This window comes from Agromyces intestinalis (assembly GCF_008365295.1).
GTDB classification, from domain to species: Bacteria; Actinomycetota; Actinomycetes; order Actinomycetales; family Microbacteriaceae; genus Agromyces; species Agromyces intestinalis.
Map to the genome: position 1 here is coordinate 3,675,157 of NZ_CP043505.1, position 16,686 is coordinate 3,691,842.

Below are 16,686 nucleotides of genomic sequence, written 5' to 3' on the forward strand. Positions count from 1 at the left end.
TCGAACAAGGAGTTCCGCTTTGGCTGAGAAGCTGTCCGGCATCATCGACCCGCCCATCGACGACCTGCTCTCGAAGGTCGACTCGAAGTACCAGCTCGTGATCTTCGCGTCCAAGCGCGCACGTCAGATCAACGACTACTACGCAGACCTGCACGAGGGCAGTCTGTTCGACAACGTCGGGCCGCTGGTCGACTCGTCGATCGACGACAAGCCGCTCACCGTGGCGATGCACGAGATCAACGAGGACAAGCTCCGCCTCACCCCGATCGGCGAGTAGCCGGGCCGGCCCCGATGCCGCTCAACGTGGTCGTCGGCATCGCCGGCGGCATCGCGGCGTACAAGGCGGTCGGCGTCGTGCGCGCGCTCGTGCTGGCGGGCCACGACGTGCACGTCGTGCCGACTGAGGCCGCACTGCGGTTCGTCGGTCGCCCGACGCTCGAGGCGATCTCGCGCAACCCGGTGCATGTCGACCTCTACGAGGGCGTCGCCGAGGTACGGCATGTCGCGATCGGGCAGGCCGCCGATCTCATCGTGGTCGCCCCGGCGACGGCGAACACGATCGCGAAGCTCGCGGCGGGGTTGGCCGACGACCTCCTCGGCAACACCGTGCTGGCGAGCGAGGCGCCGCTGGTCATCGCGCCCGCGATGCACACCGAGATGTGGCGCCATCCGGCGACGCAGGCGAACATCGCGACGCTTCGCGAGCGCGGCGTCACCGTGGTCGGCCCGGCCGTCGGCCAGCTCACCGGCGCCGACAGCGGCCCTGGCCGCATGAGCGAGCCCGACGACATCGTCGCGGCCGCGCTCGCGGTCGCGGGCGAACCGGATGCCGCGGCCGAGGTCGGCCGCGAGGCATCCGGGTCTCCCGTCCTCGACCTCGCCGGGCGGCGCGTCGTGGTGACCGCCGGCGGCACCCGCGAACCGCTCGACCCGGTGCGGTTCCTCGGCAACCGCTCCAGCGGCAAGCAGGGCGTCGCGATCGCCGAGGCCGCACGCGAGCGCGGTGCATCCGTCACCCTGATCGCCGCGAACCTCGAGGTCGCCGACCCCGCGGGCTGCGACCTGCGCACCGTCTCGACCGCCCTCGAGTTGCGCGACGCCGTGCGCGAGGCAGCGGTGGGCGCCGACGTGGTGGTGATGGCCGCGGCCGTCGCCGACTACCGTCCGGCGACGGTGAGCGAGGCGAAGATCAAGAAAGATCCTGGCTCCGACGAGGGCCTCACCCTCGAACTCGTGCGCAACCCCGACATCCTCGCCGAACTCGGGCATGCCGCCCACGACGGCACGCTACTCGTCGGGTTCGCCGCCGAGACCGAGCCCGACGCCGGTCGCCTGCTCGAGCTGGGTCGCGCGAAACGGCGGGCGAAGAACGCCGACCTGCTCGCGGTGAACCGGGTGGGCTGGGCATCCGGATTCGCGACCGACGACAACGCCGTCACCGTGATCGACGGCGACGACACGATCGCCGCTGAGCTTCATGGAACGAAATCGTCGGTGGCACACGGCATCCTGAACGTGGTTGTCTCGAAGCTGTCGTCCGCACCGTGACGACCCCGTCGAGCCCGTCCGCCTGCCGAGAGGAACCCGAACCAGCATGAGCGACCTGCGACTCTTCACCTCCGAGTCGGTGACCGAGGGCCACCCCGACAAGATCTGCGACCAGGTCTCCGACTCGATCCTCGACGCGCTGCTCGCGGTCGACCCGCACTCGCGCGTCGCCGTCGAGACGCTCGTCACCACGGGCCTCGTGCACGTGGCGGGCGAGGTGACGACCTCGGGCTACGTCGAGATCCCCGCGATCGTGCGCGAGCGCGTCACCTCGATCGGCTACGACTCGTCCGACGTGTGGTTCGACGGCCGCAGCTGCGGCGTGTCGATCTCGATCGGAGGCCAGTCGCCCGATATCGCCCAGGGCGTCGACGACGCGTTCGAGACCCGCGAGGGGTCGAGCGTCGATGAACTCGACCGTCAGGGCGCGGGCGACCAGGGCATCATGTTCGGCTACGCGACCCGCGAGACGCCCGAGCTCATGCCCGTGCCGATCTGGCTCGCACACCGGCTCAGCGAGCGACTCGCCGCCGTGCGCAAGGCCGGCGACCTCGACTACCTGCGCCCCGACGGCAAGACCCAGGTCACCGTCGGCTACGACGGGCAGACGCCGCGCACGATCGAGACGGTCGTGCTGTCGACGCAGCACTCGCCGAAGGTGTCGACCGAGCAGCTTCGCGCCGAGGTCGAAGAGGTCGTGATCCGGCCCGTGCTCGACACCGTCGAGCTCACCCGAGACGACCTGAAGGTGCTCATCAACCCGACGGGGCGGTTCGAGATCGGCGGCCCGCAGGGTGACGCGGGCCTCACCGGCCGCAAGATCATCATCGACACCTACGGCGGCGCCAGCCGGCACGGCGGCGGCGCGTTCAGCGGCAAGGACCCGTCCAAAGTCGATCGGTCGGCCGCGTATGCGATGCGCTGGGTGGCGAAGAACGCGGTCGCTGCGGGGTTCGCCGACCGGCTCGAGCTTCAGGTCGCGTACGCCATCGGCGCGGCCTCGCCCGTCGGACTCTACGTCGAGACGTTCGGCACCGGCGCGCTGCCCGACGACCAGATCATCCGTGCCATCCGCGAGGTGTTCGACCTGCGGCCGGCGGCGATCATCCGCGATCTCGACCTGCTCCGCCCGATCTACGCGCAGACCGCCACCTACGGGCATTTCGGCCGCGAGCTGCCCGACTTCACGTGGGAGCGGCTCGACCGCGTCGACGACCTGCGCCAGGCCGCCGGCGTCTGAGATGGTCGACGGCGCCGTCGCCCGGGTGCTCGTCGATTCGCCGCTGCCGCAGCTCGATCACCTGTTCGACTATCGCGTGCCCGATCGGCTCGCCGGTGCGGTGCAGGCCGGTGCGAGGGTGCGGGTTCCGCTGCGCACCGGCGGTCGCATCGCCGACGGATGGGTCGTCGAGCTCGTCGATCGCAGCGACTACGCCGGCACGCTGAGCGAGGTCGAGGACGCGGTGAGCACCGTTCCCGTGCTGACCCCCGACGTGTGGGCGCTCGCTCGTGCGGTCGCCGACCGCGCGGCGGGCAACGCCAGCGACGTGCTGCGGCTCGCGATCCCGCCGCGGTACGTGCGCGTCGAGAAGTCGTGGCGCAGTGCACCGGGCGAGACGGGCGACCTGCCGGCCGCGCCACCGCCGATCTCGGGGTTCGCACCGGGACTGCTCGAGGGGGCCCTCGCCCGCGGCGAGCGGATCGCGCTGCGCGTCGACCCCGGCATGCGCAGCACCCCGTCGGGCGCATGGGTGGGCGCGTGGGCGGCCACCCTCGCCGAGGCGGCGGTGAATGTGCTCGCGTCCGACCGCTCGGTCCTGATCGCGGTGCCCGACCACCGCGATCAGGAGCAGGTCGAGGCGGCACTCGCCGACCTGGTCGATCCGCGGCGGGTGCTGCGGGCCGACGCCCGGCAGTCGGGCGCCGAGCGGTACCGATCGTTCCTCGACGCGACCGGCGACGCGGCGCGCATCGTCGTGGGCAACCGGTCGACCGTCTATGCGCCGGCCTCGCGGCTCGGGTTGATCGCGATCTGGGACGACGGCGATCCGCTGCACGCCGAACCCCTCGCGCCGGGGGTGCACGCACGCGACGCGGCGCTCGTGCGCCGAGAGCAGTCGGGTGCCGCGCTCGTGTTCGCCGGGCACACCCGCAGCGTCGACGTGCAGCGGCTCGTCGAGCTCGGGTGGGTGCACGAGTTGGCGCCGGCCAGGCCCGTGCGTCCGCGCATCGTGCTCACCGGCCGACAGGAGGCCGCCGAGCCGGGCTCGGCGCGCATCCCGTCGACGGCGTGGCGCGAAGCCCAGCGGGCGGTCGCCGAGGGGCCGGTGCTCGTGCAGGTGGCCCGGCCCGGGCGCGTGCCCTTGATGACCTGCGCCCGGTGCCGCGAGACGGCGCACTGCGCCGCCTGCGGGGGCACCATCGCGGTGCCCGCCGACGGCGGCCCGGCCACGTGCACGCTCTGCGGCACGACGACGTCGGGCTGGCGCTGCCCGGTCTGCGAGGGCACGTCGCTGCGCGCCGCGACCATCGGCGCCACGCGCACGGCGGAGGAATTGGGTCGCGCGTTCCCGCGCGCCAAGGTCGTGCTCGCCGACGGCGAGCGCCAGGTGATGCGGGTCGGTTCGGGCCCGGCGCTCGTGATCGCGACGCGCGGTGCCGAACCGGTCGCCGACGGCGGCTACCGGGCGGTGCTGCTCCTCGACGGCGAGCGGATGCTGCTGCGCGAGTCTCTGCGCGTCGCGGAGGACTGCCTGCGGTGGTGGTCGAATGCGGCGGCGCTCGCGGCACCCGGTGCGCCGGTGCACCTCGTCGGGGTGGGCGGCGCGCTCGGCACCGCGCTCGCGACCTGGCGCCAGCCCGACTGGGCGGTGACCGAGCTCGAGGCCCGCCGCGCGCTGCGGTTCCCGCCGGCGGTGCGGGTCGCATCGGTGACCGCCGCGCCGGACCGGGTCGCCGCCGCCAGCGATGCGGCACGGCGGGCCGCGCCCGGGGTCGATCTGCTCGGCCCCGTGCACCTCGATGACGGCCTCGACCGGGCGATCGTGCGATTCGACTACGCGGCCGGCAAGGCGGTCGCCGGAGCACTGCGGGCCGAGGCAGTGCGCACGGCGACCGAACGGCGGAAACCCGTCGCGGGGCGCCGCCCGCAGCGGCCCCCGGTGCTGCGGCTGCGGTTCGACGACCCGTCGGTGCCCTGATCCGGTGAGGATCCGGGGGAGAATGGAGTGTGCCAGCCCTCCGCCTCGTCTTCGCCGGAACCCCAGCCGCCGCCGTGCCCGCCCTGCAGCGGCTCGCCCGCGGCCCGCACGAGATCGCGGCCGTCGTCACGCGACCGGCCGCGCCCCTCGGGCGCAAGCGCGTGCTCACGCCGTCGCCGGTCGCCCTGGCCGCCGGCGAGCTCGGGTTGCCGGTCATCGAGGCGGCCCGGCTCGACGCAGACGCGGGGGAGCGGATCGCCTCCCTGCGGCCCGACCTCGGCGTGATCGTTGCGTACGGCGGGCTGGTGCGCGAGCCGCTGCTGTCGGCGCCCGTGCACGGGTGGATCAACCTGCACTTCTCGCTGCTGCCTGCCTGGCGTGGCGCCGCGCCCGTGCAGCACGCGATCATCGCGGGCGACGCCGAGACCGGGGCATCCGTGTTCCGGCTCGTGCCCGAACTCGATGCCGGCGACGTGTACGGCGAGCTGCGGCATCCGATCGCACCGGGGCGCACCGCCGGCGACCTGCTCGACGAACTCGCCGAGCTGGGCGCCGGGCTGCTCGCCGACGTCGTCGACCGCGTCGCCGGCGGCACCGCCGTCGCAACCACGCAGCACGGCGAGCCGACGTTCGCGCCGAAGTTGACCATCGACGACGCCAGGCTCGACTTCACCCGGCCCACCGCCGAGGTCGACGCCCGCCGACGCGGCGTCACCCCCGAACCCGGCGCGTTCACCGAGGTCGCCGGCGTGCGCCTGAAGGTGCTCGACGCCGAGCCAGTGGCCGACGCGCCGGACCTGCCGGCGGGCCGCGTGGCGCTCGTGGGCAAGCGCGTGCTCGTCGGGACCGCCGACGGTGCCCTGCGACTCGTGCGCGTGCAGCCGGCCGGGCGCACCTCGATGGCGGCCGCCGACTGGTGGCGGGGCCTGGGTGTCGACGAGGCGGTCGCCCGATGAGCGGCAACGACGGCGGCCCGAACCGGCGTGCATCCCGTTCGAGCGGGGGAGGCTCGCGTGGCGCAGCGTCGCGCGGCTGGCGCGACACCCGCCGCGACCGGTCGGTCTCAGCCGCCCGGGCGGTCGCCTACGACGTGCTCGAGGCGGTGCGCACGAGTGACTCGTACGCCAACCTGCTGCTGCCCGCCCGCATCGAACGGGCCGGGCTCGAGGGCGCCGACGCGGGTCTTGCGACCGAGCTGACCTACGGCACGCTGCGCCGGCTCGGAACGTGGGATGCGGTGATCGCCGAGGCGGCGGGCCGACCGACCGACCGCATCGACCCGCCGGTGCTCGACCTGCTGCGACTCGGAACCCACCAGCTGCTCGCGACCCGCGTGCCCACGCACGCGGCCGTGAACGAGACCGTCGCGCTCGCCCATCGGGTCGCGCCCGCCGCGGCCGGCTTCGTGAACGCGGTGCTGCGGCAGGTCTCGCGCACCGATGCCGACGAGTGGGTGCGCCGCCTCGCCGATGCCGCCCGTGACGACACCGATCGGCTCGCGGTCACCCGGTCGCATCCGGCCTGGATCGTGCGGGCGCTACGCGCCGCCCTCGAGCACGAGGGGCGCGTCGGCGAGCTCGACGCGCTGCTCGAGGCCGACAACGTCTCGCCGGTCGTCAACCTGATCGCGCTGCCCGGTCTCGGCGACGCCGAGCCCGCCTCGCTCGGCGCCCCCGATGCGTACTCGCCGGTCGGCTTCACGGCGGAGCATCCGCTCGCCCTGGTCGCGGCGCACGAGGGCCGCGTCCGCGTGCAGGACGAGGGCTCGCAGCTCGCCGCCCTGGCGCTCAGCCGCGCGCGGCCGATCGAGCCTGGCGAGCGCTGGCTCGACCTGTGCGCCGGGCCGGGCGGCAAGACCGCGCTGCTGGCCGCCGAAGCGCTCGCCGGCGGCGCCGTGCTCGTCGCGAACGAACTCGTGCCGGCTCGTGCCGAGCTCGTGCGACGCGCGATCGCCGCGGTGCCGCTCGACGTGCACGTGCGCGTGGGCGACGGCACCGAGCTCGACCCCGCCGAGCTGGGTGCGCCGGACGGCTTCGACCGCATCCTGCTCGATGCCCCGTGCACGGGCCTCGGCGCGCTGCGGCGCCGGCCCGAGGCGAGGTGGCGCAAACAGCCGGCCGATGTCGCCGAGCTCACGGCGGTGCAGGCGCGGCTCGTCGATGCCGCGTTCGCGGCGCTCGCGCCGGGCGGCATCCTCGCGTACGTGACCTGCTCGCCGCACACCGCCGAGACGCACGGCACGATCGCCGCCGCGCTCAAGCGCTGGGGCGAGGCGGCCGAGCAGCTCGACACCGCAGCGGTCGTGCGGGGCATCGCCGCCCGCCCGCTCGACCTCGGCGGCGACGGACGTACCGTGCAGCTCTGGCCGCACCGGCACGGCACCGACGCGATGTTCATCGCGCTCGTGCGCAGGCGGCGCGGGGCCGAATCCGTCGCCGAGCGCGCGGCCGCCGCTCGATAGGCTGCCGCCCATGACGACGCGCATCAACCCGAGTATCCTCGCCGCCGACTTCGCCAACCTCGAGCACGAGCTCGGGCGCATCGCGACCGCTGACCTGGTGCATGTCGACATCATGGACAACCACTTCGTGCCCAACCTCACGTTCGGCCTGCCGATGGTCGAACGGCTCGTGCAGGTCAGTCCGGTGCCGCTGGACGTGCACCTCATGATCGACGACCCCGACCGCTGGGCGCCCGGCTACGCCGAGGCCGGTGCGGCGAGTGTGACGTTCCATGTCGAGGCCGCCGCCGACCCGGTGCGGCTGGCTCGTCGGCTTCGCGAGATCGGTACGCGGGCGGGCATCGCCCTGAAGCCGGGCACGGATGCCACGGCCTACCTCGATCTGCTCGACGAGTTCGACCAGGTGCTCGTGATGACGGTCGAACCGGGGTTCGGCGGGCAGTCGTTCATGCCCGAGACCATGCCGAAGCTGCGGCGGGTGGCCGACGCGGTCGCCGCCCGCGGCGTCGACGTGTGGCTGCAGGTCGACGGCGGCATCACCGTCGACACCATCGGCATCGCCGCGGACGCCGGCGCCGACACGTTCGTCGCGGGCTCCGCGGTGTTCCGCGGCGAACCCGCCGAGCAGATCGCGGCGCTGCGGGCGGCGGTGGCCGCCCACCGCCACGACGACGCGCCGCGCACCGGTAGGCTTCTAGGGTGAAGACCTTCGACGACCTCTTCGTCGAGCTCAGCGACAAAGCCCGCACCCGCCCAGAGGGCAGCGGCACCGTGCGCCAGCTCGACGCCGGCGTGCACGCCATCGGCAAGAAGATCGTCGAAGAGGCGGCCGAGGTCTGGATGGCCGCCGAGTACCAGAGCGACGACGAGACGGCCGAAGAGATCTCGCAATTGCTGTACCACCTCCAGGTGCTCATGCTCGCCAAGGGGCTCACGCCCGCCGACGTGTACCGACATCTCTGATCGCGCCTCCGCCATGACCGATCAGTTCCGTCGACACGAAAGCCAGGGAATGCTCCGTATCGCCGTGCCCAACAAGGGCTCGCTCGCAGAAATCGCCGCCGAGATGCTGTACGAGGCCGGGTACACCGGCCGCCGGGACGCCAAGGAGCTCTTCGTCTCCGACCCGCGCAACGGCGTCGAGTTCTTCTACCTCCGCCCGCGCGACATCGCGACCTACGTCGGCTCGGGCGCCCTCGATGTCGGCATCACGGGTCGCGACCTGCTGCTCGACTCCGGGTCCGAGGCCACCGAGATCGCCGCGCTCGGCTTCGGCGACTCCACCTTCCGCTTCGCCGGCCCTCCGGGCGCGTACGCCGAGCTCGCCGACCTCGAGGGCGTGCGTGTCGCGACGAGCTACCCCGGGCTCGTGGGCGACTTCCTCGCCCAGCACGGCGTGACCGCGCACCTCGTCAAGCTCGACGGCGCCGTGGAGTCGGCGGTTCGCCTCGGCGTCGCCGACGCGGTGGCCGACGTCGTGTCGACCGGCACGACGCTGCGCCAGGCCGGCCTCGAGATGTTCGGCCCGGTGATCCTCGAGTCCGAGGCGGTGTTCATCGGGTCTGGTGTCGAGCGGCCCGGCACGCAGACGCTGCTGCGACGCCTGCAGGGTGTGCTGCTCGCGCGCCGCTACGTGCTGCTCGACTACGACGTGCCGGTCGACAAGCTCGACGCGGCCACGGCTGCCGCGCCCGGCTTCGAGTCGCCGACGGTCTCGCCGCTGCACGACCCCGAGTGGGCTGCGGTGCGCGTGATGATCCCGCGCATCGGCATGAACCAGATCATGGACACGCTGTACGAGCTCGGCGCCCGTGCCATCCTCGTCAGCGCCATCCACGCGGCACGACTGTAGGGGGCCGGCGATGAGCCTCGCAGTCCGTGTCATCCCATGCCTCGACGTGGCCGCCGGCCGCGTGGTCAAGGGCGTCAACTTCCTGAACCTGCGCGACGCCGGCGACCCGGTCGAACTCGCCGCGCGCTACGCCGCGCAGGGCGCCGACGAGCTCACCTTCCTCGACGTGACCGCGACCGTCGACGACCGCGCGACCACCTACGACATGGTGCAGCGCGTCGCCGAGCAGGTGTTCATCCCGTTGACCGTCGGCGGGGGAGTCCGCTCGCCCGAGGACGTCGCCCGGCTCCTCGGTCACGGTGCCGACAAGGCCGGCGTGAACAGCGCGGCGATCGCGCGCCCCGAGCTGATCGCCGAGATCGCCGACCGCTTCGGCGCGCAGGTGCTGGTGCTCTCGCTCGACGTGAAGCGCTCGAACCGCACCGAGTCGGGCTTCGTCGTGACCACCCACGGCGGGCGCACCGAGACCGACCTCGACGCGCTCGAGTGGGCGAGGCGGGGCATCGAGCTCGGTGCCGGCGAGCTGCTCGTGAACTCGATCGACGCCGACGGCACCAAGCAGGGCTTCGACCTCGAACTCGTCGCCCTCATGCACGAGCTGTCGCACGTGCCGGTCATCGCGTCGGGCGGTGCCGGCGCGGTCGAGCACTTCCCCCCGGCAGTGGCGGCGGGCGCCGACGCCGTGCTCGCGGCATCCGTGTTCCACAACGGCGAACTGACGGTGGGCGAGGTCAAGCAGGCCCTGCGGGCAGACGGGAGGATCGTGCGATGAGCGAGCCGGGCGACGAAGAGCTCGAACGCGACGACGAGCCGTGGGCTCCCGACGGCGACCCGCTCGCCCGCGCCGCGTTCAACGCCGACGGGCTGCTGCCGGCGATCATCCAGCAGCACGACACCGGCGAGGTGCTGATGCTCGGCTGGATGGATCGCGAGGCGATGCGGCGCACCCTCACCGAGGGCCGGGTCACCTTCTGGTCGCGCTCGCGGCAGGAGTACTGGCGCAAGGGCGATACGTCGGGCCACGTGCAGTACGTGAAGTCGGCCGCGCTCGATTGCGACGCCGATGCGCTGCTCGTGCGCGTCGACCAGGTGGGCGCGGCCTGCCACACCGGCACCCGAACGTGTTTCGACGGCGACCCGCTCGCCGTCGTCGCCGGGGAACGCGGATGAGCGCGACCACCGGCTTCGACGCGTTCGCCGCACTGCTGCCGGGCAGGCGTGTCGTGCCGGTCGTACGTGAACTGTTCGCCGACGGCGAGACGCCGGTCGGCATCTACCGCAAGCTCGCGGCCGGCCGGCCGGGCACCTTCCTGCTGGAGTCGGCCGAGCAGGGCGGTATCTGGTCGCGCTATTCGTTCGTCGGCGCCGGATGCTACGGCGTGCTGACCGACCGCGACGGAGTGGTCGAGTGGCAGGATCACGGCGTGTCGGCCGAGCGCGCCCTCGGCGAGGCATCCGATCTCGCCCCCCTCGCCGCCCTCGAAGCGCTGCACCGCCGCTGGGCCACCGAGGACGTGCCCGGCGCGCCGCCGCTCACCGGAGGTCTGGTCGGATTCATCGGCTGGGAGGCGATCCGTCAGATCGAGCACCTGCCGAACCGGCCACCCGCCGAGATCGACCTGCCCGGCCAGGCGTTCGCGTTCGTGTCCGAGCTCGCCGTCGTCGACCATCGCACCGGCACGGTGCAGCTCATCGCCTCGGTGCTGAACGACGGCGACGTCGAACCGGGCGAGATGTGGGCCGACGCGCAGTCGAGGCTCGACCGCCTCCAGGCCGCGCTCGCCCGGCCGGCCGACGCGCACCTCGCCGAGATCGACCTGTCCGCGGTGCCGACGCCCGTGCACCGCACCGACCGCGCCGACTTCCTCGCCGCCGTCGAGCGGTCGAAGGAGTACATCCGCGACGGCGACATCTTCCAGGTCGTGCTCTCGCAGCGGTTCGAGCAGCCCGCCACGGCCGACCCCATCGACGTCTACCGGGTGCTCCGCACGCTCAATCCGAGCCCCTACATGTACCTGCTGCACCTCGAGACCCCGGGCGCCGAACCGTACTTCATCGTCGGGTCGTCGCCCGAGGCGCTCGTCAAGGTCGAGGACGGCCGGGTGTACACCCACCCCATCGCCGGCTCGAAGCCGCGCGGAGCGACCCCCGAAGACGACGCCGACCTCGAGTCGGCCCTGATCGCCGACCCGAAGGAGCAAGCCGAGCACCTCATGCTCGTCGACCTCGCCCGCAACGACCTCGCGAAGGTGTGCACCGCAGGCACGGTCGAGGTGACCGAGTTCATGCGCGTCGAGCGGTTCAGTCACATCATGCACCTCGTCTCGAGCGTCGAGGGCGATCTCGCGCCCGGCCGCAACGCGGTCGACGTGTTCCGGGCGACGTTCCCGGCCGGAACCCTCTCGGGTGCACCCAAGCCGCGCGCGCTCGAGATCATCGACGAGCTCGAGCCAGCTCAGCGCGGCGTCTACGGGGGAGTGGTCGGCTACTTCGGCTTCGGCGGCGACGCCGACCTGGCGATCGCCATCCGCACCGCCACCATCGCGGGCGGCGTCGCGCACGTGCAGGCCGGGGCCGGACTCGTCGCCGACTCCGACCCCGACAGCGAGTTCGACGAATCCCAGAACAAGGCGGCCGCCCCGTTGCGCGCGGTCGCCATCGCCAACGCGCTGCGTCGGGTCGACCGATGACGCCCGAACGCATGAAGCTGCCGGCGATCCTCGCGGTCATCGCCGGCTCGGGCCTGGCCCTGCTGTCGTGGAGCCAGCCCTGGTTCGAGGTGCGGCTGCAGGCCGGCGCCGGCACCGGCGCGCCGCTCGCGGTCGGCGGCGACGTCGCCAGCCCGGCGCTCGCCGCGCTCGCGCTCGCCGGCCTCGCGCTGGCGGGTGCGCTCGCCATCGCCGGCCCCGGCATCCGGGTGCTGCTGGGCATCCTCGCGGTCGTGCTGGGCGGATGCCTCGTGCTCGCGGTCTCGACGAGCCTGGGCGATGTCGTCGGTTCGGTCGCTCCCGCCGTGACCGACGCCACCGGCGTGACCGGTACCGAGCCCGTCGCCGCCCTGCTCGACGATGCCGCAGCGACCGCCTGGCCCTGGGTCGGGCTGGCCGGTGGCATCGTGGTCGCCGCAGCCGGCGCGCTGGTGCTCGCGACGGGGCATCGTTGGCCCGGCGGCTCGCGGCGATACGGCGGCGGCGGCCGGCTCGCGCCGACGACCGACCCGGCCGACGAGCCGAACGCCGAGCGCGCACTCGCCGACGAGCTGGATTCGCGCGCGGACGACCCCGAGGCCGAGGCATCCGACGCGACCTCGCCCGAAGGGCCACCCGACTCGCGCCCGGCGCGCGATCGCGCGATCGACGACTGGGACGAACTCAGCCGCGGCGACGACCCGACCGCCTGACCCGCCTGACCCGCAGTTCCGACCTGAACCCGCCCGCTAGACTGGCACCCGACCCCCGCTATGAAGGAGCATCATGAGCACTGAGACCGCAGACCCCGGCCACGGACACTCGCCCGCGGCGTGGACCGCCGTCACCATCATGCTCATCGCGTTCGTCATCGGCACGGTCGCGTTCTTCTTCGAACTGCCCTGGCTCGTCTGGGCGTCGGCGGGCCTGCTCGTCGTCGGCCTGCTCGTCGGCTGGGTGCTGGCGCGCGCCGGCTACGGTGTCGGCGGTGCCAAGGTCGCGCCCCCGAAGGTCCACTGAGCGTGCTCGCCGACTTGACGGCGAACGCCGTCTCGGACGCGCGCGCCCGTGAGGTCGGCCGCCCGATCGCCGAGGTCGAGCGCGCGGCGCTCGCACGGCCCGCGGCGATCGATGCGCTCGCTGCGCTCGCGCCCGCCGATCGGGTGAGGATCATCGCCGAGATCAAGCGCTCCAGCCCGTCGCGCGGGTCGCTCGCGGCGATCGCCGACCCGGCCGCGCTCGCTCGCAGCTACGAGCTGGGCGGTGCCAGCGCGATCAGCGTGCTCACCGAGGGGCGCAAGTTCGGCGGGTCGCTGGCCGACCTCGAACTCGTGCGCGAAACGGTCTCGCTGCCGGTGCTGCGCAAGGACTTCATCGCCACGCCGTACCAGGTCTTCGAGGCCCGTGCTGCCGGTGCCGACCTCGTGCTGCTCATCGTCGCCGCGCTCGACCAGCCGGTGCTCGCCGAGCTCCACGCGCTGATCCTCGAGCTCGGGATGACCCCGCTCGTCGAGACCCACTCGGCCGACGAGGTCGAGCGTGCGGCCGACCTCGGCGCGAAGCTCATCGGCGTGAACGCCCGCGACCTCACGACGTTCGAGCTCGACGCCGACCTGTTCGGCCGTCTCGCCGGACGCATCCCGGCCGACGCCATCCGCGTCGCCGAGTCCGCGGTGAAGCATGCCGCCGACGTCGCCCACTACCGCGACGCCGGCGCCGACGTGGTGCTCGTCGGCGAGGCGCTCGTCACCGACGGCGACCCCGAGTCCACCCTCCGACGATTCCTGGAGGCCTGATGTCCCTGCGCACCGAAGCCGGACCGTACTTCGGCGACTTCGGCGGCCGGTTCGTTCCCGAGTCGCTCATCGCCGCGCTCGACGAACTCTCCGACGCCTACCAGCTCGCGAAGCAGGACCCCGAGTTCGCGCGCGAACTCACCGACCTGCTCGTGAACTACGCCGGTCGGCCGTCGATCATCACCGAGGTGCCGCGGTTCGCGGAGCACGCCGGCGGCGCCCGGATCATCCTGAAGCGCGAAGACCTGAACCACACCGGCTCGCACAAGATCAACAACGTGCTCGGCCAGGCGATCCTCACCAAGCGGATCGGCAAGTCGCGCGTCATCGCCGAGACCGGCGCCGGCCAGCACGGTGTCGCCACCGCCACCGCGGCAGCGTTGTTCGGGCTCGACTGCACCATCTACATGGGCAAGGTCGACACCCAGCGCCAGGCGCTGAACGTCGCCCGAATGCGCCTGCTCGGCGCCGAGGTGATCGCGGTCGAGCACGGCACGGCCACGCTGAAGGACGCGATCAACGAGGCGCTGCGCGATTGGGTCACGAACGTCGAGCACACCAACTACATCTTCGGCACGGCGGCGGGGCCGCACCCGTTCCCGGCCATGGTGCGCGACTTCCAGAAGATCATCGGCGAAGAGGCTCGCGAGCAGGTGCTCGCCCTCACCGGTCGGCTTCCCGACGCGGTCGCGGCGTGCGTGGGCGGCGGATCCAACGCGATCGGCATCTTCCACGCGTTCCTCGACGACGCGGATGTCTCGCTCTACGGGTTCGAGGCCGGGGGAGAGGGGCACGAGACGCCCCGCACCGCGGCGACCATCACACTCGGCCGCCCCGGCGTGCTGCACGGCGCACGGAGCTTCCTCCTGCAAGACGAGGACGGCCAGACCCGCGACTCGCACTCGATCTCGGCGGGGCTCGACTACCCCGGAGTCGGCCCCGAGCACTCCTGGCTGAGTTCGATCGGTCGCGCGACGTACCTGCCCGTGACCGACGCGGCCGCGATGGACGCGCTGCGGCTGCTCAGCCGCACCGAGGGCATCATTCCCGCCATCGAGTCGGCGCACGCCCTGGCCGGCGCGCTCGAGCTGGGCCGCGAGCTCGGCCCCGACGGAGTCATCCTCGTGAGCCTGTCGGGCCGCGGCGACAAGGACATGGAGACCGCCGGACGCTGGTTCGGCCTCATCGACGAAGGGGCGACGCAGGCATGAGCGTGCGCGACACCATCCGCACGCGGGTCGACGCCGGTTCGGGCGCGCTGATCGGCTACCTGCCGGTCGGATTCCCGACCCTCGCCGAGTCGATCGACGCCGCCGTGGCGATCGCGTCGAACGGCGTGGACGCGATCGAGCTGGGCCTGCCGTACTCCGACCCCGTGATGGACGGCGCGGTTATCCAGGCCGCCACGCAGCAGGCGCTGCGCAACGGGTTCCGACTGCGCGACGGCTTCACCGCGGTGCGCGAGATCACCTCGCAGATCGAGGTGCCGATCCTCATGATGACCTACTGGAACCCCGTCGTGCAGTACGGCGTCGACCGGTTCGCCGACGACCTGCTCGCCGCGGGTGGTTCCGGGCTCATCACGCCCGACCTCATCCCCGACGAGGCATCCGAGTGGATCACGGCCTCCGACCGCACCGGGCTCGACCGGGTCTTCCTCGCCGCGCCCTCGTCGACCGGCGAGCGTCTCGAACGGGTCGTCGCGCAGAGCCGCGGCTTCGTGTACGCCGTGTCGACGATGGGCATCACCGGCGCCCGCCAGGACGTCGACGCGGCCGCCCGCGGCGTGGTCGAGCGCCTGCGCGCCCACGGCTGCGACAGCACCTGCGTCGGCGTCGGCATCTCGAGCGCCGACCAGGTGCGCGAGGTGCTCGAGTACGCCGACGGCGCGATCGTCGGCTCGGCGCTCGTCAAGGCGCTCGGCGACGGAGGGGTCGAGGGGGTCGGCCGGCTCGCGTCCGACCTCGCACGCGGCACCCGCGCCGCGTGAAGTAGGCTCATCGAGCCCCGTTCACGGGCATCCCACGAGAAAGGCAGCAGCCGAGCGTGTCAGCACCGTTCAGCATTCCGAGCCCCGATGAGGCGTGGCAGATCCTCGAGATCAACCTCTTCGGGTGGCAGATCAACCTGCACATGTACGCGCTGTGCATCCTGCTGGGCATCATCCTGGCCGTGGTCATCACGTCGCGCCGACTCACCAGGCGCGGCGCCGAACCCGGCGTCGTGCTCGACATCGCGCTCTGGGCCGTGCCGCTCGGCATCATCGGCGCGCGGCTCTACCACGTCCTCACCCACCCCGCCGACTACTTCTACGAAGGCGCGAACATCTGGAACCCCTTCCAGCCGGGCGCGATCTGGAACATCTGGGAGGGCGGCAACGCCATCTTCGGCTCGCTCATCGGCGGTGCGGTCGGCGTGCTCATCGGCTGCCGGCTGACGGGCCTGCGGTTCTGGTCGTTCGCCGACGCGCTCGCACCCGGCCTGCTCGTCGCGCAGGCGATCGGGCGGATCGGCAACTGGTTCAACCACGAGCTGTTCGGTGCCCCGACCGACCTGCCGTGGGGGCTCGAGATCCCCTCGGACAACGCGGCATGGCCGCAGGGCCTGGCCGAGGGCACGCTGTTCCATCCGACGTTCCTCTACGAGCTCATCTGGAACCTCGCGGGTGCGGCGGTGATCATCCTGCTCGAGCGTCGGATGAGCCTGCGCTGGGGCAAGGCGTTCGGCGTGTACCTGATCTGGTACGGCCTCGGTCGCTCGTTCTTCGAGTCGATCCGGGTCGATCCGAGCGAGATGTTCCTCGGCATCCGGGTCAACGTCTGGGCGGCGTGGGCGGCGGTCGTGATCGGCATCGTGCTGATCCTCGTGCAGCGTCATCGCCACCCCGGGCTCGAGCCGAGCGTCTACGTCCCGGGGCGCGAGTGGGTGCGCCCCGACCCTGAGGTAGACTCGGACGACACCGAGTCCGACTCAGACTCTCTCGACGACGGCGTCGAGGGCGAGCCCGCAGAAGGCGCGACGGCAGCCACAAGCCCAGGTCGTCCCGTCTCCGAGTAACTTCCCGCTTCGCGCGCTCCGACGCGGCACCGCATCACGTGCCGCGACTTCCCCTCCGCAGGGCCGACGACGTCCCCAAGCTGCC

The 16,686-nt window shown here is 72.7% G+C and carries 18 protein-coding genes; all 18 read left to right on the forward strand.

Annotated features, from left to right (window positions below):
* The first annotated feature begins 19 nt into the window (after positions 1 to 19).
* On the forward strand, positions 20 to 277 hold the full coding sequence (gene rpoZ, locus FLP10_RS16770) for a DNA-directed RNA polymerase subunit omega (RefSeq protein ID WP_149161896.1): 258 nt from the start codon (positions 20 to 22) through the stop codon (positions 275 to 277).
* 14 nt (positions 278 to 291) lie between these two features.
* Positions 292 to 1,548: a bifunctional phosphopantothenoylcysteine decarboxylase/phosphopantothenate--cysteine ligase CoaBC gene (gene coaBC, locus FLP10_RS16775; protein WP_149161897.1), complete on the forward strand. Its 1,257-nt coding sequence runs from the start codon at positions 292 to 294 to the stop codon at positions 1,546 to 1,548.
* 46 nt (positions 1,549 to 1,594) lie between these two features.
* Positions 1,595 to 2,788: a methionine adenosyltransferase gene (gene metK / locus FLP10_RS16780; protein WP_149161898.1), complete on the forward strand. Its 1,194-nt coding sequence runs from the start codon at positions 1,595 to 1,597 to the stop codon at positions 2,786 to 2,788.
* Between the two features lies 1 nt (position 2,789).
* Positions 2,790 to 4,748: a primosomal protein N' family DNA-binding protein gene (locus FLP10_RS16785; protein WP_149161899.1), complete on the forward strand. Its 1,959-nt coding sequence runs from the start codon at positions 2,790 to 2,792 to the stop codon at positions 4,746 to 4,748.
* A gap of 29 nt (positions 4,749 to 4,777) precedes the next feature.
* A complete protein-coding gene (gene fmt / locus FLP10_RS16790) occupies positions 4,778 to 5,704 on the forward strand; it encodes a methionyl-tRNA formyltransferase (protein WP_149161900.1) in 927 nt (308 codons plus the stop codon).
* Positions 5,701 to 7,209 carry an RsmB/NOP family class I SAM-dependent RNA methyltransferase gene (locus FLP10_RS16795; protein ID WP_149161901.1) on the forward strand — a complete coding sequence of 503 codons (1,509 nt, stop codon included), beginning with the start codon at positions 5,701 to 5,703 and terminating at the stop codon, positions 7,207 to 7,209. The genes fmt and FLP10_RS16795 overlap by 4 nt, the downstream gene beginning before the upstream one ends.
* 10 nt (positions 7,210 to 7,219) lie before the next feature.
* Complete coding sequence (gene rpe / locus FLP10_RS16800) at positions 7,220 to 7,912, forward strand: ribulose-phosphate 3-epimerase (protein ID WP_149161902.1); 693 nt, start codon at positions 7,220 to 7,222, stop codon at positions 7,910 to 7,912.
* A complete protein-coding gene (locus FLP10_RS16805) occupies positions 7,909 to 8,172 on the forward strand; it encodes a phosphoribosyl-ATP diphosphatase (RefSeq protein ID WP_149161903.1) in 264 nt (87 codons plus the stop codon). The genes rpe and FLP10_RS16805 overlap by 4 nt, the downstream gene beginning before the upstream one ends.
* 49 nt (positions 8,173 to 8,221) lie before the next feature.
* Positions 8,222 to 9,061, forward strand: coding sequence for an ATP phosphoribosyltransferase (gene hisG / locus FLP10_RS16810; protein ID WP_149161904.1), 840 nt, complete (start codon positions 8,222 to 8,224; stop codon positions 9,059 to 9,061).
* Between the two features lie 10 nt (positions 9,062 to 9,071).
* Positions 9,072 to 9,833 carry an imidazole glycerol phosphate synthase subunit HisF gene (gene hisF / locus FLP10_RS16815; protein WP_149161905.1) on the forward strand — a complete coding sequence of 254 codons (762 nt, stop codon included), beginning with the start codon at positions 9,072 to 9,074 and terminating at the stop codon, positions 9,831 to 9,833.
* Positions 9,830 to 10,231, forward strand: a complete 402-nt coding sequence (gene hisI, locus FLP10_RS16820; protein WP_149161906.1) for a phosphoribosyl-AMP cyclohydrolase — start codon at positions 9,830 to 9,832, stop codon at positions 10,229 to 10,231. The genes hisF and hisI overlap by 4 nt, the downstream gene beginning before the upstream one ends.
* Entirely contained in the window at positions 10,228 to 11,751 is a 1,524-nt protein-coding gene (locus FLP10_RS16825) for an anthranilate synthase component I (protein WP_149161907.1), read from the forward strand. The genes hisI and FLP10_RS16825 overlap by 4 nt, the downstream gene beginning before the upstream one ends.
* Positions 11,748 to 12,461, forward strand: coding sequence for a Trp biosynthesis-associated membrane protein (locus FLP10_RS16830; protein ID WP_149161908.1), 714 nt, complete (start codon positions 11,748 to 11,750; stop codon positions 12,459 to 12,461). The genes FLP10_RS16825 and FLP10_RS16830 overlap by 4 nt, the downstream gene beginning before the upstream one ends.
* Before the next feature lie 73 nt (positions 12,462 to 12,534).
* Positions 12,535 to 12,768: a DUF6704 family protein gene (locus FLP10_RS16835; protein ID WP_149161909.1), complete on the forward strand. Its 234-nt coding sequence runs from the start codon at positions 12,535 to 12,537 to the stop codon at positions 12,766 to 12,768.
* Positions 12,769 to 12,770: 2 nt separating this feature from the next.
* Positions 12,771 to 13,544, forward strand: a complete 774-nt coding sequence (trpC, locus tag FLP10_RS16840; protein WP_149161910.1) for an indole-3-glycerol phosphate synthase TrpC — start codon at positions 12,771 to 12,773, stop codon at positions 13,542 to 13,544.
* Positions 13,544 to 14,755: a tryptophan synthase subunit beta gene (gene trpB, locus FLP10_RS16845; RefSeq protein WP_149161911.1), complete on the forward strand. Its 1,212-nt coding sequence runs from the start codon at positions 13,544 to 13,546 to the stop codon at positions 14,753 to 14,755. The genes trpC and trpB overlap by 1 nt, the downstream gene beginning before the upstream one ends.
* Positions 14,752 to 15,534 (forward strand): tryptophan synthase subunit alpha, encoded by a 783-nt coding sequence (gene trpA, locus FLP10_RS16850; protein ID WP_149161912.1) that lies wholly within the window; start codon positions 14,752 to 14,754, stop codon positions 15,532 to 15,534. The genes trpB and trpA overlap by 4 nt, the downstream gene beginning before the upstream one ends.
* Before the next feature lie 56 nt (positions 15,535 to 15,590).
* The gene (gene lgt, locus FLP10_RS16855; protein ID WP_425457621.1) at positions 15,591 to 16,601 is read left to right on the forward strand and encodes a prolipoprotein diacylglyceryl transferase; all 1,011 of its coding nucleotides are present in this window, start codon (positions 15,591 to 15,593) and stop codon (positions 16,599 to 16,601) included.
* Positions 16,602 to 16,686: the final 85 nt, after the last annotated feature.